Source organism: Chryseobacterium sp. MEBOG07, from assembly GCF_021869745.1.
Taxonomy (GTDB): Bacteria; Bacteroidota; Bacteroidia; order Flavobacteriales; family Weeksellaceae; genus Chryseobacterium; species Chryseobacterium viscerum.
In genome coordinates this window covers 1,340,876-1,361,067 of the sequence record NZ_CP084579.1, presented here as the reverse complement: position 1 = coordinate 1,361,067, position 20,192 = coordinate 1,340,876, and the positions used below count along the sequence as shown (strand labels likewise).

Annotated in this window: 21 protein-coding genes and 1 pseudogene; 5 read left to right on the top strand and 17 right to left on the bottom strand. The window is 36.0% G+C overall.

Annotated elements, in window-relative coordinates:
- Positions 1–3: 3 nt before the first annotated feature.
- The 5 genes from LF886_RS06195 to panD form a co-directional block, all read right to left on the bottom strand.
- On the bottom strand, positions 4–642 hold the full coding sequence (locus tag LF886_RS06195) for a vWA domain-containing protein (protein ID WP_236853272.1): 639 nt from the start codon (positions 640–642) through the stop codon (positions 4–6).
- An 86-nt stretch (positions 643–728) separates the two neighbouring features.
- A complete protein-coding gene (locus tag LF886_RS06190; RefSeq protein ID WP_152290091.1) occupies positions 729–1,406 on the bottom strand; it encodes a TerD family protein in 678 nt (225 codons plus the stop codon).
- Positions 1,407–1,433: 27 nt separating this feature from the next.
- Positions 1,434–2,009 carry a TerD family protein gene (locus tag LF886_RS06185; protein WP_124534548.1) on the bottom strand — a complete coding sequence of 192 codons (576 nt, stop codon included), beginning with the start codon at positions 2,007–2,009 and terminating at the stop codon, positions 1,434–1,436.
- A gap of 178 nt (positions 2,010–2,187) precedes the next feature.
- Positions 2,188–3,270, bottom strand: a complete 1,083-nt coding sequence (locus LF886_RS06180; protein ID WP_236853270.1) for a lysylphosphatidylglycerol synthase transmembrane domain-containing protein — start codon at positions 3,268–3,270, stop codon at positions 2,188–2,190.
- A gap of 3 nt (positions 3,271–3,273) precedes the next feature.
- Positions 3,274–3,624 (bottom strand): aspartate 1-decarboxylase, encoded by a 351-nt coding sequence (gene panD, locus LF886_RS06175; RefSeq protein ID WP_029294648.1) that lies wholly within the window; start codon positions 3,622–3,624, stop codon positions 3,274–3,276.
- Between the two features lie 399 nt (positions 3,625–4,023).
- Here panD and LF886_RS06170 point away from each other — a divergent pair, with 399 nt between their 5' ends.
- Positions 4,024–4,314 carry an HU family DNA-binding protein gene (locus LF886_RS06170; protein WP_034748416.1) on the top strand — a complete coding sequence of 97 codons (291 nt, stop codon included), beginning with the start codon at positions 4,024–4,026 and terminating at the stop codon, positions 4,312–4,314.
- 251 nt (positions 4,315–4,565) lie between these two features.
- On the opposite strand, the gene pdxH is transcribed toward LF886_RS06170, so the two are convergent.
- Positions 4,566–5,207, bottom strand: a complete 642-nt coding sequence (gene pdxH, locus LF886_RS06165; RefSeq protein WP_236853268.1) for a pyridoxamine 5'-phosphate oxidase — start codon at positions 5,205–5,207, stop codon at positions 4,566–4,568.
- Positions 5,208–5,230: 23 nt separating this feature from the next.
- On the opposite strand from pdxH, the pseudogene LF886_RS06160 reads away from it, so the two are divergent.
- Both LF886_RS06160 and LF886_RS06155 read left to right on the top strand, forming a co-directional pair.
- Positions 5,231–5,778, top strand: a pseudogene (locus LF886_RS06160) (YqgE/AlgH family protein).
- A 105-nt stretch (positions 5,779–5,883) separates the two neighbouring features.
- The gene (locus tag LF886_RS06155; protein ID WP_236853266.1) at positions 5,884–6,465 is read left to right on the top strand and encodes an N-acetylmuramoyl-L-alanine amidase; all 582 of its coding nucleotides are present in this window, start codon (positions 5,884–5,886) and stop codon (positions 6,463–6,465) included.
- Positions 6,466–6,550: 85 nt separating this feature from the next.
- Here the strand turns inward: LF886_RS06155 and LF886_RS06150 are convergent, their stop codons facing one another.
- The 11 genes from LF886_RS06150 to LF886_RS06100 all read right to left on the bottom strand — a co-directional run bounded on the left by LF886_RS06150 (position 6,551) and on the right by LF886_RS06100 (position 18,526).
- A complete protein-coding gene (locus LF886_RS06150; protein WP_236853265.1) occupies positions 6,551–7,366 on the bottom strand; it encodes an aminotransferase class IV in 816 nt (271 codons plus the stop codon).
- Positions 7,367–7,444: 78 nt separating this feature from the next.
- Positions 7,445–7,831 (bottom strand): START-like domain-containing protein, encoded by a 387-nt coding sequence (locus LF886_RS06145; RefSeq protein ID WP_116011027.1) that lies wholly within the window; start codon positions 7,829–7,831, stop codon positions 7,445–7,447.
- A 188-nt stretch (positions 7,832–8,019) separates the two neighbouring features.
- Positions 8,020–9,195, bottom strand: a complete 1,176-nt coding sequence (locus tag LF886_RS06140) for an aspartate aminotransferase family protein (protein WP_103233431.1) — start codon at positions 9,193–9,195, stop codon at positions 8,020–8,022.
- A gap of 95 nt (positions 9,196–9,290) precedes the next feature.
- On the bottom strand, positions 9,291–11,036 hold the full coding sequence (locus LF886_RS06135) for an OstA-like protein (protein ID WP_236853263.1): 1,746 nt from the start codon (positions 11,034–11,036) through the stop codon (positions 9,291–9,293).
- A 3-nt stretch (positions 11,037–11,039) separates the two neighbouring features.
- Positions 11,040–11,513 carry a Fur family transcriptional regulator gene (locus LF886_RS06130; protein WP_034731532.1) on the bottom strand — a complete coding sequence of 158 codons (474 nt, stop codon included), beginning with the start codon at positions 11,511–11,513 and terminating at the stop codon, positions 11,040–11,042.
- 65 nt (positions 11,514–11,578) lie between these two features.
- The gene (locus LF886_RS06125) at positions 11,579–13,573 is read right to left on the bottom strand and encodes a KUP/HAK/KT family potassium transporter (RefSeq protein ID WP_236853261.1); all 1,995 of its coding nucleotides are present in this window, start codon (positions 13,571–13,573) and stop codon (positions 11,579–11,581) included.
- A gap of 113 nt (positions 13,574–13,686) precedes the next feature.
- Entirely contained in the window at positions 13,687–14,667 is a 981-nt protein-coding gene (locus LF886_RS06120) for a pyruvate dehydrogenase complex E1 component subunit beta (RefSeq protein WP_236853259.1), read from the bottom strand.
- A gap of 101 nt (positions 14,668–14,768) precedes the next feature.
- Complete coding sequence (locus LF886_RS06115; RefSeq protein WP_236853257.1) at positions 14,769–15,386, bottom strand: hypothetical protein; 618 nt, start codon at positions 15,384–15,386, stop codon at positions 14,769–14,771.
- Between the two features lie 2 nt (positions 15,387–15,388).
- A complete protein-coding gene (locus LF886_RS06110) occupies positions 15,389–15,886 on the bottom strand; it encodes an RNA polymerase sigma factor (RefSeq protein ID WP_236853256.1) in 498 nt (165 codons plus the stop codon).
- A gap of 100 nt (positions 15,887–15,986) precedes the next feature.
- Positions 15,987–16,406, bottom strand: a complete 420-nt coding sequence (locus LF886_RS06105; protein WP_103233424.1) for a DUF2147 domain-containing protein — start codon at positions 16,404–16,406, stop codon at positions 15,987–15,989.
- A gap of 191 nt (positions 16,407–16,597) precedes the next feature.
- Positions 16,598–18,526 carry an LTA synthase family protein gene (locus tag LF886_RS06100; RefSeq protein WP_236853254.1) on the bottom strand — a complete coding sequence of 643 codons (1,929 nt, stop codon included), beginning with the start codon at positions 18,524–18,526 and terminating at the stop codon, positions 16,598–16,600.
- An 89-nt stretch (positions 18,527–18,615) separates the two neighbouring features.
- Here LF886_RS06100 and LF886_RS06095 point away from each other — a divergent pair, with 89 nt between their 5' ends.
- Positions 18,616–19,329, top strand: a complete 714-nt coding sequence (locus tag LF886_RS06095) for a CDP-alcohol phosphatidyltransferase family protein (RefSeq protein WP_236853252.1) — start codon at positions 18,616–18,618, stop codon at positions 19,327–19,329.
- Positions 19,330–19,425: 96 nt separating this feature from the next.
- Complete coding sequence (locus LF886_RS06090) at positions 19,426–20,190, top strand: 3'-5' exonuclease (RefSeq protein WP_152290083.1); 765 nt, start codon at positions 19,426–19,428, stop codon at positions 20,188–20,190.
- Positions 20,191–20,192 lie beyond the last annotated feature (2 nt).

Here is a 20,192-nt window from a genome sequence, read left to right as displayed (position 1 = left end):
TTTTTAAATAATAATAGTAAGCTCCGATGGTGGCGGAGGTAAGGTAATATTTTCTCCCGTATTCTGAGATTGCCCTCCCTGTGTAATGGAAGAACTTACCCACTTGAAAAAGGAAGAAAGAGTAATAGCATCTGTAGTATCTAGTTTGACTACATGATCCGTCAGTTCTTTCAGAAACTGTTCATCTGCTTTTGGACCTGCTGCACACCCTACGATGGCACCAAATTCCAATCCTCTGATTACAGGAATCATCTGCCTGTACTTCTGAATATCCGAAGGCTTTCCATCCGTAAATATAAATAGTAACGGCTGCCAGTCTCCTTTTGCATCAGCTGATTCTTTTATAATTTCTTTCTGAACCAATTCGGAAACCATTTCCAGCGCAGCCCCCGTATGAGTGGGTCCGCTATCCGGGCAGGTAATTTCCATCGGGTAAAAACTCACCAGATCTGTTAATGGTATAATATTCTTAACATCTCTATCGAAGGTAATGACACTCAAATGCAAGCTGTCCATCGCCTGTGGATCTGCACGAAGCATACTTATAAGGCCGTTGAATCCGTTATTCAATGCCTGAATAGGTTCTCCATTCATAGAACCTGAAGTATCTAATAAAAAATAAGCTAATAATCTCCTGCTCATTATAGACAAGTATTAATTCTGAAGCCGGCGGAGGAAGTCGAAGACTTCCAAGCCGGCTTTTATGTGAGTTGAAAAAAATCGAGAATCTAGTTGGAATAAGAGTACTGCTGTCTCAGAATATCTATAAAGTTATCTGTATGATGCGGCTCTCCCACTGCACGGAATTTCCAGTCGCCATTATGACGGTATGCTTCTGCAAAAACCATAGCACACATACCATTCATACTTGAATCTCCGGAAAGACTATATTTTGTAATTTCTTTTCCTGTAGCATCTACGGCACGGATAAATGCATTTTCGATCATTCCGAAGTGCTGATTATTAGTTTTTCCCTGATAAATGGTAACAAGAAACACAATTTTCTGATAACTCTGATCCAGCTGGTCCAGTTTCACAATGATCTGCTCATCATCTCCATCTCCCGCTCCGGTTCTGTTGTCTCCTGTAAGCCATACATTTCCACTAGGGTGCTGCATAGAATTGAAGAAAACCACATCTCCCTGATAAAGTCCCATTTGTCTTCCGTCATTGGTCTGTACCGTTCTTCCAAGATTGGCTACTTTCCCGTTGCCATCCAGAAGAAAAGCTACTGCATCAAGATCATATTCAGCTTCTTTACTGAACAGTTTTCCAAAGAATCCACTGCCCTGCTTCCTTACATCCCATCCTAAACCAATGGTTACTTTTGAAAGATCATAAACGCTTTCTCCGCGGTCATTCTTTCTTAAATCTATCGTTTGTCCTTTCTGTAAATTAATTGCCATAGTTATCGTTTTGTGTATTTGATGATTTTATTTGATGATTTGCCCTTTGTAGTATTTTTCAAGGAAGAAACCAAGGTCTGCTCTATATCCAATCCCTGAAGCTTCAAATTTCCAGCTGCCATTTCTTTTGTACAGTCTTCCGAATTCTACTCCTGTTTCAATAGAGAAATCTTCATCCAGTTCATATTTTGCAATTTCCTGGTGGGAATGATTGTCTACCACTCTGATATAAGAGTTTCTTACCTGTCCGAAATTCTGTCTTCTTCTTTCAAAATCTTCTATGGTGACCACAAAAAGGATCTCTTCGACTCTTGAGTCTACTTTATCCAGATCTATAACAATAGCTTCATCATCGTCACCATCACTGTTTTTCCCACTGGGATCATCCCCTGTATGGGTAAGAGCTCCATCCGGAGAATTCAGGTTATTGTAAAAAACAAAATATTCTTCACTTACTAATTTTCTGTCAGAATCAATCATGATTGCAGAAGCATCCAGATCAAAGTCATAACCGGTTCCTTCATTCGGGTCCCAACCCAATCCAATCGTCATTTTAGTCAAGCCTATCTCGATCTTTTGTCCTTTCTGTAGATTAATTGCCATAGTGTTTTATATTATGATTATTTTTTGCATTAAGATAGAAGTGATTTACGAATTGACCAAATTTATTGACAGAAAAATGATCCTCACAGCCCAATTAAAACTATTTAAGTCACAAAATGACCATAAAAAAAGGTCCAATTAAAAAATTGAACCTTGTATTGTATAAAAGTATGTTGAATTAATCTTCAAAATTCTTATCTGAAGCGGCAGCATTTCTTGCTTTGGCCAGCATAGGAATGGAAATCAATCCCATCACCAGCATAATCACAATCTGCAGCGGTAAAGAAATAAAAGAATACGTAAGCCCCATTTCACCTCCAAAATCTGCGCTTTTTCCTACTGCAATAAAAAGAGCCATAAAACCGTATTTCATTGCAAGATTATAAGCTCCAATTCCTCCACTGGCAGGAATAATCATTCCCAATGTTCCCACAACAATAATGAAGAAACCGTCAGCAAAGGTAAATGCGGATGTTTCAGGAAGTGCAAAGCAAACCAGATAAGCTGCTAAATAATAACAAATCCAGATTCCTAAAGTATAAAGGATGAATTTTCCTTTTTCTTTTAATTTAAAAATGGAAGTTAATCCTTGAAGAATCCCTTTTCCAAAACTGATCAGTTTTTCTTTTTTATATTTATAAAGAAGGCTTAAGCCGACTAAAACCAATATTCCCAGAGCAATTTTAACATACAAATAAAATGAATCAAAATTATTTACTCCAAGCTTTATCATTTGTTCTTCAAAAAAGTTAGGAACAAATTTTTCCTTCTCATCTTTCTTATCCATTACAAAATGATAGAAAGAAATAATTGCATTAAATTTAAAAATCACTGTTAATAATAAAAATGCAAGCATACAAACCAAATCAATCACTCTTTCCAAAATGATAGTCCCAAAAGATTTGTCTACAGGTACTTTTTCCACTCCATACAAAGCTGTAGCTCTTGCCACTTCACCGCTTCTTGGAATGGTAAGATTCATCAGATATCCAAATGATATGGACCAAAGAGAATTGGAATTTGAAATTTTGTATCCCATGGGTTCCAGCATCAGGTTCCAGCGAATAGCCCTGAACCAATAAGCAAGAAGTCCAAATACAGAAGCAAACAATACCCAAAGATAATTGGCCTTTGCCAGGGACTTCTGAATGACTTTAAAATCAAGCCCTCTTAAGGCAAGCCATAAAAAAAAGCCTGCAAAAGCAAGCGATATTACTATTGTTAGTATTGATTTTACCGGATTTTTTGATGTCTTCTCCATGTATTACGTAAGAAGGTTTGTTTTTTCATCCGGGAAAACGATCTTCGGCTGGAAGTCTTTTGCCTCCTCCGGGGTCATCTGTGCATAAGCGATAATGATGATGATATCATCTCTCTGTACTTTTCTTGCAGCAGGCCCATTCAGACATACTTCTCCTGATTTTCTCTTCCCTTTGATAACGTAGGTATCAAAACGTTCTCCGTTGTTTACATTCACGATATAGACTCTTTCTCCTACTACCAAACCGGCAGCTTCTATAAGATCTTCATCTATCGTTATACTCCCTATATAATTAAGGTCAGAGGCCGTTACTCTCACCCTATGAATCTTAGACTTGAAAACTTCTATTAACATGATGCAAATTTATTAATAAAAATTTATAAAACGAGCCTTTCATCTTATTTTAAAACTCCCACAAACACAGGGGTTTAATTTTAAAAAATACAAGAAATTGGAAAATTGCTTACAAATTTAATAATCATATGGTTAAAAATATTAATTGTTTACACTCAATTTAGGATTTAATAAATGAAGGAAATAATATTAACTTTTTGCTAAAGTCAATAAACATAAGCATTTGGCATGATTTTAGTAACGCGTAACGTAGATTTTCTGTGAAAAGTGGAATTATCATATTTTAACTGTTTTCACCGAAAAGTAAAAACATTTTACAAGTTTTAATAAAAAAATTGCACAATTAGAAAATAGTATTATATTTGCTATAATTACGAACTAACTTTAATATTAAAAATTATGAACAAGTCTGAATTAATCGACGCAATCGCAAAAGATGCAGGTATCACTAAAGTTGCAGCAAAGGCTGCTTTAGAATCTTTCATTGGTAACGTAACTACTACATTAAAGAAAAAAGACGGAAAAGTTTCTTTAGTAGGTTTCGGTACTTTCTCAGTAGCTGAGAGAGCGGCTAGACAAGGGATCAACCCTGCAACTAAAAAACCGATCAAAATCGCTGCTAAAAAAGTTGCTAAATTCAAGGCTGGAGCTGATTTATCAAATGCAGTTTCTGGTGTTAAGAAAAAATAATCATTCAGATTACAAAAATTCAAGGGCTGTTTCTTAGAAACGGCCTTTTTTATTTCAAATAGTGAGAGAAAATTAAACCGTTAAGGAGTTTTGAAATGGTTAAGAGTTATTAAGTTTTGGCTAAAGCCCTTATCATTATTCATAAAAAAATAAGCGGGCTAAAGCCCGCTTCTATTGATAGTATAAAGTTTATAATTTTTCTGGAAGTCAGTTTACTATAAAACTGACATCACTAATTTCTAGCTTCTAATCTAAGGTGCTAGTCTCGAAATCTTCCAATCCAGATCTTCAAGCTGGTAGATTATCCTATCGTGAAGACGGTTGGGTCTTCCCTGCCAGAATTCAATTTCATAAGGTCTGGCAAGATATCCGCCCCAATTGGCTGGTCTTGGAACTTCAATATTTTCGTATTCTTTTTCCAGGTCTTTCAGTTTTTCCTCTAAAAATTCTCTATTGGGAATAACCTCGCTTTGTGGAGAAACGGCAGCCCCCAGCTGGCTTCCTTTCGGCCTTGAATGAAAATACCCATCACTCAGGTTTTCTGCCACTTTCTCAAGATCTGCTTTAATGATGATCTGTCTTTCGAGATTAGGCCAGAAAAAATGCAGACAAGCTTTATGGTTGCTTTCTATTGCTTTTCCTTTTCGACTGTTATAATTAGTATAAAAAATAAACCCTTCGTGGGTATATGCTTTAAGAAGTACCATTCTTGTTCTTGGACAGCCATCTTCCTCTACTGTAGAAACAGCCATAGCATTGGCTTCTGAGATCATTGGGCTCTCACTTGCATCCAAAAACCAGTCTCTAAACTGTTCAATTGGATTTTGTTTTATCTCACTTTCAATAAGTTGGGATTTCTCGTACACTTTTCTTTTGTCGTGCAGGTTTTCCATAAATATTTTTATTAAATTTGAGTATGAATCACTCATACAAAGGTAAAATATTAATCTCGACCCCTGACATTTCCGGCGATATTTTTTCAAGATCGGTAGTATTGGTTATTGAACATAATGAAAGTGGTGCATTTGGTTTGATATTGAATAAAAAGAACAGCCAGATGAGTAGCAAATTCAAGGATTTTTTTGACTTTAAAATTGAGGTATATGATGGAGGACCTGTAGAAAATGACAAGGTATTTTTCATCGTAAAAGGTAAAAAGGTTACAGAAATCTATACAGACATCACTGATGAATACTATCTTACAGAAGATATTGAACGTATTATAAATGCAGTTTTGAGCAGTGAACTGAATATTGAAAATATTAAAATATTTTCAGGCTATTCGGGTGGGCTCCTAACCAGCTAGATACTGAAGTTCAAAGGAAAATGTGGACAGTAGTAGATGTTTACAATCTTGATTATACGCTTCCCAATGATCAGACCCTTTGGAAGTCTATCATGCACAATCTTGGGGGAGAATTTCTTCTCTGGGCTAATTCTCCTGAAGATATTTCATTGAACTAAAAAGTATATTTTTCATCTCATTAGAACAATTAACAAACTTTAAGATTCCTTTAACCAATTTTAAAGAAAGTTTTTCCGTTCTTTGAAAAACCAAAAACCACTGATATGAAAGGTATTACATTACTTGCTTTATCAATATTTTCTACTGCATTTTTATCATTCACCCCTATCAACAAAAAATACATTGTCATAGATGCTGGTCATGGCGGAAATGATTTTGGGGCTACGCATGGTGAAATTTTAGAGAAAAATATTTCGTTAAGCGTTGCTAAGGAAATTCAGAAGTTCAATAAAAGTCAGGATAAATATGAAGTTATTTTAACACGTGATTCTGACAGCTATCCTACTCTTTCTGATAGAACCAATCAGATCAACAAACTGAATCCTGCAATGGTGATCTCACTTCACGTCAACAGCTCTCCTCAAAAGGAAACGGTTGATAACGGATTTGAAGTATACACTCAGAATTCTGATGTTTCAAAGGAACTTGCCGGAAAGATTTATAAAAAATTCAATGCCCACAAAATAGAGGAAAGTAATCTGCATATTTTAAGGGAAACTAAAGCTCCTGCAGTATTGGTAGAACTTGGGTTCATCAATAATTCTGAAAACAGGAATTATATTACCAGTGAAAAAGGACAAAAAGAAATCGCACAGAAATTTGTTGATGTCATCAACGAATATTAAATAAAATAAACAATTTCTGATTTACTCAGAATAAAACCCGGTAAAGGACTTCTGGAACTTTGTTGTTTACCGGGTTTGTCAATTTTTATGAATTAAAGCTTTTTTTCCAGCTTTCTACCAATTCTAAGAAACGGGCGTTCTCAAAAGTCTTATTTCTTATCTTCCCTACAGAAAATATCCCTTTTTCATCAGAAATCATTAAGATTTCTTCTGCTTTCTGAGATTCGAATGCGATGATCTCGTGTTCCTGAATATCTGCAAGGTTGTTTTTATGTAAAAAAGTAACAAAATTTTCCATCACAGGAGAAATGTATGCTCCTTCAGTCTGCTTGGGTACTTTAATAACATCTCCTTCCAAAAAAAGAAGATTACCCGCAGTGGTACGAGCTATTCTCTTGTTTGGATTCAGAAGAATCACGTCATCAAGGTCATTTTCCTGCGCATAGATCGCTCCGTAGATAGTTTCCGGACAGTGAACTCTAATATTGCTTAAAAGGTTATTATTAACGTTAATTTCCTTAATCAGATCCAGATCCAAAGGTCTTTGATGAACTGCAAGTACATCCTCCATTTCCGTCACTTCATAAAAATAGGAAACAGAAGATTTCGCCAATGTCAGTCCGTCATTATTTCTGAACACCTGAAAATTAATAATCCCGTTTTTTATTTCTTTTCCTTCAATAATATCTTTCTGAAAAAGAGTTTGAAAAAATTCCAGGGTGTAAGTGAGAGGGATATTCATTCTCATCTTTCTCATGGAAGCCATCAAGAAAAAATAGCATTCTTCGTCCATGATCAAACCACCATTTCTTACAAAGAAAGAAACCTTCACTGAGTCACCCAAAAGAAAGGCTCTGTTCTTTAGATTTAACTCGTCTGATGTAAAATATTGATTTTCCAATTTTTGATGCGATTTATTTACAAAAAAATAATGAACGATAAATCGTTCATCAGTTTTATCATTTAATAAAGTCCGACATTATGCCGCACCTAATTTTATTCTGAGATTTTCAATAAGATTTTCCCAATATAGTGCATTTTCTTCTTCATCTCCTTCCTCACAGAAATCTGTAATATTAAGGGCTAAATCTTCAGTAATATCATCTATTGTGATAGTCATTTCAAAGAAATTCTTAGTTCCTTCATCTTCTTCCCATCTGAAACGCACGAAACCTTCAGGCTTATATCTGATCAAAGTGGCCTTCTCAGCAGGTCCTCCGCCCCAGCTAAAAAAGAAATCATCGCCTTTCTCTGTTACCTCATCCGCAAACCATTCAGATAATCCCTCCGCAGTTGCCAGATATTCGTATAAAATCTCTGATAAACAGTGCATTGGATATTCGTAATGGACTTTATGTTTCGCCATATAATCTTTGTTTTATCGTCCCGCAATATATAAATTAATTTTTTTATTACGCAAAAAAACAATTACTATTTTATAGAATCTGTATGATATTTATCACCGGATTCAAATCTTTATTATGGTAAATTTTAATTCATAAAACTACGATGTGAAGCATAAAAAAATCTCTCCTTTTCAGAGAGATTGTATCTTTAATTTTCGTTGAGAATATCGAGAATAATCTGACATCCTTCTTTGATTTCTTCCAGCGATAATGTGAGGGGCGGAGAGATTCTCAGGTATTCATTTCTGTACAGCTGCCAGAAAACAACAAGTCCTCTTTCCATGCATTTTTTAGCCACTTCCAGCGTATATTCAGGGGTTCCTAAGTTCACGGCAAGCATTAAGCCTTTACCATTGATATTTTTAATTTTCGGGTGAACTAAAAGTTCTCTGAATAGTTTTTCTTTTTCTTCTACTTCATTCATTAATCCGCTTTCCAGCACTTCTTTTAAAGTAGCGTGGCTTGCAGCAGCGATCAATGGATTTCCTCCAAAAGTAGTAATGTGCCCCAGTTTTGGTGAATGCGAAAGGGTCTCCATAATTTCTCGGGAACTCATAAAAGCACCTACGGGAACTCCCCCTCCCATTCCTTTCCCCATCACCAGGATATCCGGAACGATTCCAAAATGCTCGAAAGAGAATAGTTTTCCTGTTCTCCCAAATCCGGGTTGTATTTCATCCAAAATCAAAAGTGCTCCTACTTCTTCACATCTTCTTTTTAGCTTGATCAGATAGTCATTATCGGGGACCAGAAATCCTGCTGCTCCCTGAATGGTTTCAAGGATAACGCAAGCGGTCTTTTCTGTGATCTTATCGAAGTCTTTTTGATTATTAAATTCGATAAAAGAAACCATTGGCAATAAGGGACGGAATTCTCTTTTATGCGTTTCATTTCCTGAAACACTCAAAGCACCGTGCGTATTCCCGTGATAGGAATCTTTAAAGGAAATAATCTCTTCTCTCCCTGTATATCGTTTTGCCAGTTTTAAGCTGCCGTCAATAGCTTCTGCACCGCTGTTCACAAGATAGGTAACTTCTAATGGATCCGGAGTAGCTTCTGCAAGCAGTCTGCATAGTGCTATAGGTTTTTCCTGCGCATATTCTCCATATACCATCACGTGAAGGTATTTATCTGCCTGTTCTTTGATTGCATTCACAATTTTAGGATGTGAATGTCCCAGCGTATTGGCAGAAACTCCAGCTACAAAGTCAAGATATTTCTTTCCGTCTGTACCATAAATATAGCTTCCTTCTGCTTTTTCAACTTCAAAACCTGCCGCGAATTTTGTGGTTTGAGCCTGATATATAAAAAAATCTTTATGCATTTCCATTGTCTCCAAAATTTCAGCAAAGCTATAAAAGATTCATTAAATGCTGAAATTAATACATAAAAAAGACCAGCGTATACTGGTCTTTTCTATTATTTTCTGGTCCGTTTAGGTTTTTTAGCTTCTTCTTTGGCTTTTTCGTCATCTATGGTTTTCTGAGCTTTATCGAAGAGCTCGCTATCAGCGGTATACTTTACTTCTTCGTTGTTTGGGCTGTCTACCAATATATCCTGCCATTTTCTGATCCTGTCTTTGGTATTCCAGTTAAAATCCGGAAATTTCCTTCGTCCAGGTTCTATTTTACTCATCGGATAGGTATCTGAATTTGCACCGATACTGCATGAAATAATCTGTAGGGCTCTTTCTTCAAATAACGCTCCGATAATTCCGCAGGTAGAAAGTGTAATTCCTATTCTTTCCTGTTTTTTTGTTTCTTGATCGGTATCATCAACGTATACAATAGACTGTGCATTTCCTACTACTCTTGCTTCTTTAATATCATTCTTCTCATAGTAAACCGTCATGAATTTTCCTTTCACCTGGTTGAACTCATCTTTCAGGCTTAATGAATCTACTTTACTGATGGCAAAAGCATTTCCTATTACCTTCAGCGAGTCTATATTTTCACTCTTTGTATTAAAATAAGCTTCTACTTTATCTCCGGTCACCTGCTTCTCACCACTCCAAAGAATTGGGTTGGTATACATGTGCATGATTCCATCTGTCTCATTGAAAGCGATAGAGTCTGCTCTCCCTTGTGCATTAGATTTATAAACACGGGCTTTTTTATATGCTCGCAGATAACTTTTTTTCACTTTTATATCCAGCGAATCCGGTCTTTGATAAGAGACAATTTTCTCAGCGGCAAAATAAACGGAGTCTTTTTCCATTATTTTTACTGCATAAGGATTTTTCGTCATCATTGAAGAGTCTTTTTTCTCAAAAATTTCTCCGTAGCCTCCTTTTATATATCTCTTTTCTTTCGGATCATCGAGGGTTACATTTCCTGTTGCTGTACCAAACCCTGTTATCTGATTATAGTACATCTCATCACCGGTAAGGATTTTATCGTTATAATAGATCCTGGAGTTTTTGGTCAGAAAAGCCTCCTTTGTTTCCATTTTATAAATTCCTTTTTCAGTATAAATTCTGTTTTTAGGATTTGTTTTACTGGTAATGGTTGTGGGACCTAGAAAATCAGCAATTTTTGTATTTTGATTCTGCTTGATGTTAGGCCCTTCTATAATATATTGAGGGGTTTCAATTTTTACATTTCCCGTAAGGTCTACGACTCTTGTATTGAGGAAATAAGTTCCTACTTTGGCATAGGTCACATTCTGACCATCAGAGATCGTTCCTCCTGTATTAAAATAAGCCTGATTAGCAAGTCTGTCATAATACAGAATATCAGTTTTTATTGTTTGTTTGGGATCGGTAAGGACTACATCTTTTCTGGCAACACCTTTCTGGGTATTGGCATCATATTCCATTTCTCCTGCTGTAATTACAGAACCATCTGTATTCTGAAGTTTTGTATTGCCTATAGCCTTTACAAAGTTCTCTTCATTGTACAAAATGACTTCATCTGCGGTAAGAATGGAGCCTTGATGTTCAATCTGAACATGCCCAACAAAATATTGATTCCCGTCGTATTTTTCAGGATTTTTCTTGATTTCGTCTGCGTGGATGATCTTTACTTTATCTTCCGGTCTCATCTGCACCTGTTTAGGCTGGCCAGATGATGGAGTCTGCAAATAGGGATCTCTCTTCACAGGGGTTTTATCCTGCGCAAAATTTAGCGTAGAAATAAAGAGTAACAGAAAAAGGATTATTCTCATTAATTAGTCATTCTTAGTGCCATAAAAATATAGCGAATGAGAATCAATATTTACGCCAAATGCTTCTTCAATGGCTTCTTTGATTCCTTGGATTCTTGGGTCACAGAACTCAATAATTTCTTCAATTTCTTTATCAGAGCCTTTTTTGTAGATTACCAGGTGGTCATGTTGTTTGTCAAAATAAGACTTTTCATACGATGAAGAAGTCAATGTTTTTTCTCCGAACTGATGCTTACGGATCAAACCTGCATCAAGGAAAATTTCAATAGTGTTGTAAATCGTTGCTTTGGAAACATGATATTTTTTCTGCATCATTAGAAGATACAGATCATCAACGTTGAAGTGATGATCCATATTATAAATTTCTTCCAATATCGTATATCTCTCAGGTGTGTTTCTGAACCCTTTTTCTAATAAGTAGTTTCTTAAAACATCCTTGATCAAAGCTATATTTTTTTCTTTTTGTATTGTATCCATTAAAAAAATTATCTACAAATTTATTGAATTTTATTTAAATAGATATTATGGTTACATGCCAGAAGTTAAGAGTTGTGACGGAAATATCCCGACTGCTCAATCTTGTTATCATAAACTGTTAATTCTGTGATCGGCGCAGATTCCACTTCAACGTTATGAGAAGACACTCCCCAAGCCTTAAAGTCGTCACTTCCGATATACTTCACAAAGTTATAAATGTTAAGAATAATCTTCTGTTTAACAGTTAATAGTATATCGTTGATATATGTATTATCTATGATCACATATTTAAGATCCGGCGGTATCTCGTGAGCTCTCAAAGAAGGGTGGCTGCTTCTTGAAGGAATCGTTCCGTCAGCCATTAAATCTTTAAGTACCATATTGAAGTAATCATTGATTCTTCGGTCTACTTTAAATCCTAAAAGGAAGTTGATTTTATATACGGTACCGGGAAGAATTTCATCTACCGTATATCTGAAGGTATATGGATCTTCCTGGTTAACGATGCTCAGAATAAAGTAATGATCGGCTCTTTTCGGCTGTTTTTTGATAATGGAATAAATAATTTTGGATTCTACTTCATCATTTCTTTTTGCTCTGCTCAGATAAGCCAGATTGGTAGCATATTTCGGAATGGTTTCATCCAGTTTCATGTCTTTAAGGATAGACACGTATTTTTCTATTTTCACAAATTGGATAAATCTTGTTTTGATCAATCGTCCGTTATACCATGCATACATAGAAATTCCGATAGAACCAGCCAATACAACGGTAATCCATCCTCCTTCCATGAACTTGATGATATTGGCACTAAAGAAGCCTAATTCGATCGCCATATATACTAATGCGAAGAATAATATCAAAACCTTGCTCACTCTATGTTTCAGTAGCCAGAAGACCAGCAGGACGGTTGTCATCAACATCGTAACGGTAATGGAAAGTCCGTAGGCTGCTTCCATCTTACCGGATTCTCTGAAATGAAGAACCACAATAATACATAGAATAAGAAGTCCCCAGTTGATTCTTGGGATATACATTTGTCCTTTAACTCCGGAAGGATAATCAATTTTTTGATTGGGCCACAGGTTGAGAGACATTGCTTCAGAGAAGATTGTAAAAGAACCTGTAATTAATGCCTGGCTGGCAATAATTGCGGCAGCTGTTGCTAAAATTACACCTGGTATAATCATCCATTCTTCCATAATTCCAAAGAATGGGTTTACTACAGAAAATCCAGGTTTATCATGGTTGGTCAAAAGCCATGCTCCTTGTCCAAGATAGTTCAGAATAAGCATAATCTTAACGAATGCCCAGCTTACTCTTATGTTCTTGGCACCACAATGTCCTAAGTCTGAATAAAGAGCTTCTGCTCCTGTCGTACAAAGGAAAACGGCACCTAAAATAACAATTGCACTCGGAGAGTTCGCAATAAGTTTGTAAGCATAATAAGGATTGAAAGATCTTAGGATCTCAAAGTTCTCACTCAAATGCATCACTCCCAAACCTCCTAATACTAAAAACCATACCACCATTACAGGGCCAAAAAATTTCCCGATAAAGCTGGTTCCGAATTGCTGCACCACAAAAATGGCAATCAGAATTCCAATTGTAATGGGAACAACCGGTGTGTGTGGATTATAGATTTCAAGACCTTCAATGGCTGACATTACTGTAAGCGATGGTGTGATGACTCCGTCTGCAATAAGCGCCGCAGCACCTACAATTGCAATAAGGTACAACCATCCTTTTTTAAGGTTTCTTACGAGTGAAAACAAAGCCAGGATACCTCCTTCTCCTTTGTTATCTGCCCTCAAAGCGATGATCACATACTTTATCGTGGTCTGAAGGGTAAGTGTCCAAATAATACAGGAAAGAGCTCCTTCTATGTATTCATTGAATGGCATATTACTCCCCTGCGATCTCGCATTCACAATTGCTTTCATTACGTAAAGCGGTGAGGTACCAATGTCCCCAAAAACAATTCCTAAAGACACTAGAATTCCGATAAAAGAAAGTTTCTTTATATCAAAATGATAACCATCTTCTGTAACTTCTGCCATATCAGCTTATTTATTTTAAAGGCGCAAATTTATACTAATTTTATGACGTCAAGAACTTTTCTTCATGAATATAATAAATGAAAAAACTTCCTTTCGGAAGTTTTTCTCTATAACTATTTTACGTACATCGCTTTTTTAATTTCCTCTTTTACTTTTTCAAGCTTAGGGAACCATTCCGCAAACAATGCTGCAGAGTAAGGTGCAGGTGCATCAGGAGTAGTAATTCTCTTGATAGGAGCATCTAAATAGTCAAATGCTTTTTGCTGTACGATATAAGTAATTTCAGAAGATATAGAAGCAAATGGCCAAGCTTCTTCTAAAATAACCAATCTGTTTGTTTTCTTCACTGATTCTAAAATAGTATCAAAATCAAGAGGACGAACAGTTCTAAGATCGATAACTTCTACAGAGATTCCTTCTTTAGCCATATCTTCAGCAGCTTGTAAAGCCAGCTTCATGATCTTACCGAAAGAAACCAAAGTAACGTCTGTACCTGCTCTCTTGATATCTGCTTTTCCTAATGGTAAGTAGTATTCTTCTTCAGGAATTTCCATTTTATCTCCATACATCTGCTCAGATTCCATGAAAATAATAGGATCATTATCCTGAATTGCAGTTTTCAACAACCCTTTCGCATCGTAAGGATTAGAAGGAACCACTACTTTAAGACCAGGAATGTTTGCAAACCAGTTTTCAAAAGCCTGAGAATGGGTAGCTCCGAGTTGACCTGCAGAAGCCGTAGGGCCACGGAAAACAATTGGGCAATTCCATTGTCCACCACTCATCTGACGGATTTTTGCAGCATTATTGATAATCTGATCAATTCCTACCAATGAGAAATTGAATGTCATATACTCTACAATTGGTCTGTTACCATTCATCGCAGCACCCACAGCAATTCCTGTAAAACCAAGTTCTGCAATTGGGGTATCGATTACTCTTTTAGGACCAAACTCATCCAGCATTCCTTTTGAAGCTTTGTATGCACCATTGTATTCTGCAACTTCCTCCCCCATTAAAAAGATGGATTCGTCTTTACGCATTTCCTCGCTCATTGCCTGTGCAATTACCTCACGAAAAGTATATTCTGCCATATTTATTCGAAAAATTTAGACTACAAAAATAGTGTTTTTTTATTATACACATCATAAAAAGGCTCCACATTTGAATGATGAAGTCATAATATTAATTTTATTTAAAACGGTTTTTCTTCATGACTACTCAATTCTTTATAGTTTTTTCTAAGATCCATTAAAATTTTTCCGTAGGTCATTTTATAGATGATATACAATAAGAATAACCCAATCAACAGAAAAATTCCAAAGGCAATATAATTTCCGGTTACAGGCATCAGTTGATTGGGATCTGTAAGTGCCGCATCCATATGGTGTCTTGTATTCCATCCATCTTTAAATCCTGCCATAAAATCTCTCGTATTATGATCAAAATGAATGATACCGTCTACAACAGCCAAAATCAAAGAAATACAGGCATATCCTAAAATAAGTGTTCTCAGATTCAAAATACTTTTCATCAGGGAGATGCTGTTCTGCCCGGTTTTCATTTTTTGGAACAAAGTGATGATGATTCCCATAAAAACTAAAAACATTCCCATTCTTACATATGGAAACTGCTTGTCCAGATAACTATACAGCGTCCATAAAATAACTTCAACTATTCCGATAATGAATAACTTTTTTGTGATGGAAACGGATTTATGTTTTATCATTGTATAAATTTCTTTTTCGGAATACTCCTTGAAATCTCCAGATTCCTTATTCCAGTCTTTTTTCAGTAATTCCAGTTCGTCCATATTTATTTTGCAGTGATTTTGGTTTTTAAGTTATTTTTTGCCCTGTTCATTTTCACTCTTGCATTTCCTTCTGTTATCCCAAGGATTTCTCCTATCTCTCTATAAGACTTATCTTCAAGATACATCATGATCAAAGCTTTTTCTACATCAGACAGTTGGTAGATCGCTTTATACATCTTCTTAAGCTTATGTTCGTCATCTTCATAGTCTTCATATTCCATTGTAAGAGACGAAACATCAATATCTACAGCTTGGCTCACCGCTTTCTTCGGTTTCCGGAATAAAGTAATTGCCGTGTTCAATGCTACCCGATACATCCAGGTCGAAAACTTAGCCTCTCCTTTAAATCCCGGAAAAGATTTCCACAGCTGAATGGTAATCTCCTGAAAAAGGTCTTCATGATCTTCGGCATTGTCCGTATATATTTTACATATTTTATGAATCACCCTTTGATTGGGCTTAAAAAATTCGATAAATGTTTTCTCCTGTTCGGTGCTCATATCCTATAAGTGGGACGTTTTTATTTTCGTTACAATATTTTTCAAAAAAAACGGCATTTCATTGCTGAAATGCCGTCTTAAAATTCTATTTAAACTTAAATTAATTAGCTTTCTCCCAAACCTGGGTTCTTCCTAATAAAGATAATCCTAAGTAACCTCTTACGTTCAGTTTGTCACCGCTTCTTGTGATGGTACATTTGTATGTTTTTCCTGTTTTAGGGTCAGTAATTGTTCCTCCGGTAAATTCATCACCGTCTTTTTTCAGTCCTCTGATAATTTCCATTCCTAAAATAGGTTTTCCTTTTCTGTCATCCTTACAAGCAGTACAATTAGGATCAGCAGGTTTTATCAATAGCTGAGAAACTTTTCCATAATATTTCCCGTCTGATTTTTTATACACTTCAACAATAGATTTCGCCTGCTTTGTTTCATCATCTATCGTTTTCCACTTTCCTTCTATCTGGGCAAACGTAAGTACACCGAACAGAGAAAGTGCGAATGTTAACAATAATTTTTTCATATTTCTTATAGTTTTAATTTTAATATAATATTCTTATCTACGTATTGATAAAAATATAAATTAATTTTCAACAAACAAAAACTTTTATTATACAAAGCATAAAGAGGTACAGAAAGGTAAAATGGGGAATTGCAAAAAAAACTAATTTGCCCGTCAACATAACCGTCATTTTGCGGTTGTACTCTTTTGCTTTAATTCAGCTTTCTATTAATTACCCTATCCATATAATCCTGATACCATGCTTTTGCTGTTTTCTTTCCTTGTTCTACTTCAGGAGTTTTAACTTCATTAATAAGATTTTTTTCAAGGCTCAGATCAGATTGATTATATACTCCGATGATTTCTTTTCCGTCAAAACGGTAAATATAGTTTCCGATCATAAACTGATCTGTACTTCCATCTGAATTGACTACAATGAAAGGATACTTTTTATCACTTACCAAACTTCTTCCCCAGCTTCTGATCGGTTTATTATACCCTATCAGATCTGCTAATGTAGGATATATGTCTGCCTGCTGGGCTATTTCCTGACTGACCCCTTTTAGCTGACATGCAGGATTTGGAGAGTAGAAAACCAACGGAACAGCATAACGGTTCATGGCTCTTTCATACTCCGGATAATACACCTGATTGGTGTGATCTCCAGTGAAAACAAAGATCGTATTGTTAAACCACGGCTGTTTTTTAGCGGTTTCAAAATATTTTTTGATAGAATAATCCGTATACTGCATTGGCTCGTGTATTTCTATTTTCCCTTTTTTAAATTTCCCGTTATATTTTTCAGGTATTTTAAAAGGGTGATGTGAGGAAGCGGTAAATACAGTGGTCATGAAAGGTTGTTTCTTCCCTACATTTTTAGCAAAATACTGAAGAAACGGTTCGTCCCATATCGCCCACATCCCGTCAAAATCTTCATCGTGATTGTATTCTGTCTTCCCGAAATAATGTTTAAATCCTAAGATATTACCGAATCCAAGGAATCCCATAGATCCGTTAGGCGCTCCGTGATAAAAAGAAGTATCATATCCCAGATCATTACAAACCGAAACGATAGACTGAATTTTCTGGTTGGAATATGGAGACCCCGTAAAAGCATCGGTAAGGCTCGGAATCCCAGCCAATACACTGCTCATCCCATGAATTGACTGTCTTCCGTTCGCAAAAGTATTGGGGAAAATAAGACTCTGCCCTGCCAGGCTATCCATAAACGGAGTGTAGGAAACGTAATCTTTAATATTTTTATCTTTATTGAAAGCACCGGAATATTCTCTTCCGAAAGATTCCACAATGAAAATAACAATATTAGGACGGTTTTCTATTTTTCTGTCATATACTTTATAAGGCTGTACGTTCTCTTCAATGTATTTTTCATCTACGAAATGAACTTCCTTAAAATTATTGGTATTTAAAGTCCTGAAAAAGGAAAACGTACTGTTAAGCACCATATTTCCCTGCAGAGGATTCGTTACAAAACGGGTAGCATCCACCATATTAATAGGTCTTGTACTGTGTTTAAAATCTCCTCGGATTCCTCCAACCACCAATACCGCTGTGATACATAAAGTAAGAATGGAAGTAATAAAATAAGGCAGGAGTTTCACAGGTTTCGAGTCTTCCACTTTCACCTTTTTGTAAAGGAAAACCCACAGAATCATTAAAACCACGTACCAGATCAGGACAAAAGGATGCTGTCTGATAGAGATCATCAGCGTTTGAGAAACATTAGACTCGTGTTCTGCCACCTGAAATACTGCTGAAGTAAGCCTTGCCTGCGAAAATTTATAATAAATGAAATCTCCGAAATTCATAGCATAAGCAATCCCGTTGGTGATGAAATAGAGCCAGAAAAGAATTTTTTGAAAAACTTTCTTGGTATTGATCACCAAAGGCAGTAAACTCAGCAGTATAAATAATGCGTTTACATATAAAATAGCCGTGGTATCGAAAGCCGTACCATGGAAGGCGAGCTTTATATATTCTGAAACAGAGTCAACTTTAATCAGATCTTTATTAAAAAACCAGAATAAAAGTCTGGCAATCTGATAAAAAAAATAGGCCAGAAAAATCCTGTAAACTAATGCCAGAAGTTCCTGTTTTCTAAATCCTTTTAAAAATTTCATGGAGCAAATTTACATCAAAATCACATTAATGCATTTTTTAGTTCAGATTATTTTGAGTTAGAATTTTTAAAAACTGTAATTTTGTGCTTATGGATTTTATAAAGAATAATCTGGCTAATGCTTTAACGCTGGCTAACTTATTTGCAGGCTGTGTAGGTGCAATACATCTAATTTTAGGAGATTATCAGACAACGGCAATCTGCCTTGTTCTCTCTTCGATTTTCGATTTTTTTGACGGCTTTGTAGCCAGAGCAGTAAAATCAAACTCCAATCTGGGACTTCAGCTTGACTCTCTTGCGGATATGGTAAGCTTTGGATTGATTCCGGGACTTACTATGTACAAGGCACTTGAGCCATTTGGAACCGAGCTGTTAGGACTTCATCTCCCATTTGAAATCAAGTATCTCGGATTGATCGTTACTGTATTTTCCTGCCTGAGACTTGCCATCTTTAACCTTGATGAAGAGCAGCGTTATTATTTTAAAGGATTGAATACACCAACCAATACCGTTCTACTGTTTGGTCTCTATTACGCGTTTAAAGAAACCGGAACTTTTAGCTTTTTATTTGATAATGAACTGCTATTGATTCTACTGACTCTTCTTACGTCATGGCTGCTAATCAGCCCGATCAAGATGATGGCCATGAAATTCAAATCCAAACAGTTGAAGGACAACTATCCTAAAGTAGTATTACTGGTGGGCGGCATTGCTATTCTTGCCCTATTTCAGGTAGTAGGAATCCCGATGCTTGTTATTTATTATATATTAGTGTCTCTTATTTTTCAGGGACAGTTAAAATAGATAGAAATTAAAAAATTATATGAGGCACAAATACGTATAAAGTGCGTAAAAAGCTCATTGTAAATAGAACACATTTTCAAATTATTAATGATCAACATGAACTTAAAACTCCATAAACCGCTTTGCATTTTTGACCTGGAAACCACAGGAACCAATATTGGAAAAGACAAAATTGTCGAAATCTGTATTTTAAAAGTTAATCCAGATGCATCCAGAGAGAGCAAAACGTGGCGCGTAAACCCGGAAATGCTTATTCCTAAAGAAAGCAGTGAGATCCACGGAATTTATGATGAGGATGTAAAAGACGCCCCTACTTTCAGAGATATTGCGTCAAAAGTGATGGAAATGATTACCGGAAGTGACCTGGGAGGATTTAATTCCAACAGATTTGATGTCCCACTTTTAGCAGAAGAACTTTTAAGAGTAGGAATGGATTTTGATCTGAGTAAATTCAGATTAGTAGATGCACAGACTATTTTCCACAAAAAAGAACCTAGAAATTTAGGGGCTGCTTACCAGTTTTACTGTGGGAAAACATTGGAAAATGCACACTCTGCAGAAGCTGATGTAATGGCAACGTTCGAAGTTTTGGATGCTCAGGTAGGAAAATATGATGATATTCCAAACGAAATTGCTCCATTAAGCGAGTTCACTTTTCATAACAAGAATGCGGATCTTGCCGGATTTATCGGATACAATGAAAAGATGGAAGAAGTTTTCAACTTTGGAAAATACAAAGGCCAGGGGGTGAAAGCAGTATTCCAAAAAGATTTAGGATATTACGGATGGCTTCAGAATGCTGACTTTCCGTTGTACACTAAGAAGGTTTTTACAAAAATTCAACTATCAAGCAGATTTTAAAA

What these genes read in the sequence shown, in the direction of transcription:
- LF886_RS06195 (WP_236853272.1), bottom strand. Translation starts at nt 642, where the DNA reads ATGAGCAGGAGATTATTAGCTTATTTTTTATTAGATACTTCAGGTTCT.
- LF886_RS06190 (WP_152290091.1), bottom strand. Translation starts at nt 1,406, where the DNA reads ATGGCAATTAATTTACAGAAAGGACAAACGATAGATTTAAGAAAGAAT.
- LF886_RS06185 (WP_124534548.1), bottom strand. Translation starts at nt 2,009, where the DNA reads ATGGCAATTAATCTACAGAAAGGACAAAAGATCGAGATAGGCTTGACT.
- LF886_RS06180 (WP_236853270.1), bottom strand. Translation starts at nt 3,270, where the DNA reads ATGGAGAAGACATCAAAAAATCCGGTAAAATCAATACTAACAATAGTA.
- panD (WP_029294648.1), bottom strand. Translation starts at nt 3,624, where the DNA reads ATGTTAATAGAAGTTTTCAAGTCTAAGATTCATAGGGTGAGAGTAACG.
- LF886_RS06170 (WP_034748416.1), top strand. Translation starts at nt 4,024, where the DNA reads ATGAACAAGTCTGAATTAATCGACGCAATCGCAAAAGATGCAGGTATC.
- pdxH (WP_236853268.1), bottom strand. Translation starts at nt 5,207, where the DNA reads ATGGAAAACCTGCACGACAAAAGAAAAGTGTACGAGAAATCCCAACTT.
- LF886_RS06155 (WP_236853266.1), top strand. Translation starts at nt 5,884, where the DNA reads ATGAAAGGTATTACATTACTTGCTTTATCAATATTTTCTACTGCATTT.
- LF886_RS06145 (WP_116011027.1), bottom strand. Translation starts at nt 7,831, where the DNA reads ATGGCGAAACATAAAGTCCATTACGAATATCCAATGCACTGTTTATCA.
- LF886_RS06140 (WP_103233431.1), bottom strand. Translation starts at nt 9,195, where the DNA reads ATGCATAAAGATTTTTTTATATATCAGGCTCAAACCACAAAATTCGCG.
- LF886_RS06135 (WP_236853263.1), bottom strand. Translation starts at nt 11,036, where the DNA reads ATGAGAATAATCCTTTTTCTGTTACTCTTTATTTCTACGCTAAATTTT.
- LF886_RS06130 (WP_034731532.1), bottom strand. Translation starts at nt 11,513, where the DNA reads ATGGATACAATACAAAAAGAAAAAAATATAGCTTTGATCAAGGATGTT.
- LF886_RS06125 (WP_236853261.1), bottom strand. Translation starts at nt 13,573, where the DNA reads ATGGCAGAAGTTACAGAAGATGGTTATCATTTTGATATAAAGAAACTT.
- LF886_RS06120 (WP_236853259.1), bottom strand. Translation starts at nt 14,667, where the DNA reads ATGGCAGAATATACTTTTCGTGAGGTAATTGCACAGGCAATGAGCGAG.
- LF886_RS06115 (WP_236853257.1), bottom strand. Translation starts at nt 15,386, where the DNA reads ATGGACGAACTGGAATTACTGAAAAAAGACTGGAATAAGGAATCTGGA.
- LF886_RS06110 (WP_236853256.1), bottom strand. Translation starts at nt 15,886, where the DNA reads ATGAGCACCGAACAGGAGAAAACATTTATCGAATTTTTTAAGCCCAAT.
- LF886_RS06105 (WP_103233424.1), bottom strand. Translation starts at nt 16,406, where the DNA reads ATGAAAAAATTATTGTTAACATTCGCACTTTCTCTGTTCGGTGTACTT.
- LF886_RS06100 (WP_236853254.1), bottom strand. Translation starts at nt 18,526, where the DNA reads ATGAAATTTTTAAAAGGATTTAGAAAACAGGAACTTCTGGCATTAGTT.
- LF886_RS06095 (WP_236853252.1), top strand. Translation starts at nt 18,616, where the DNA reads ATGGATTTTATAAAGAATAATCTGGCTAATGCTTTAACGCTGGCTAAC.
- LF886_RS06090 (WP_152290083.1), top strand. Translation starts at nt 19,426, where the DNA reads ATGAACTTAAAACTCCATAAACCGCTTTGCATTTTTGACCTGGAAACC.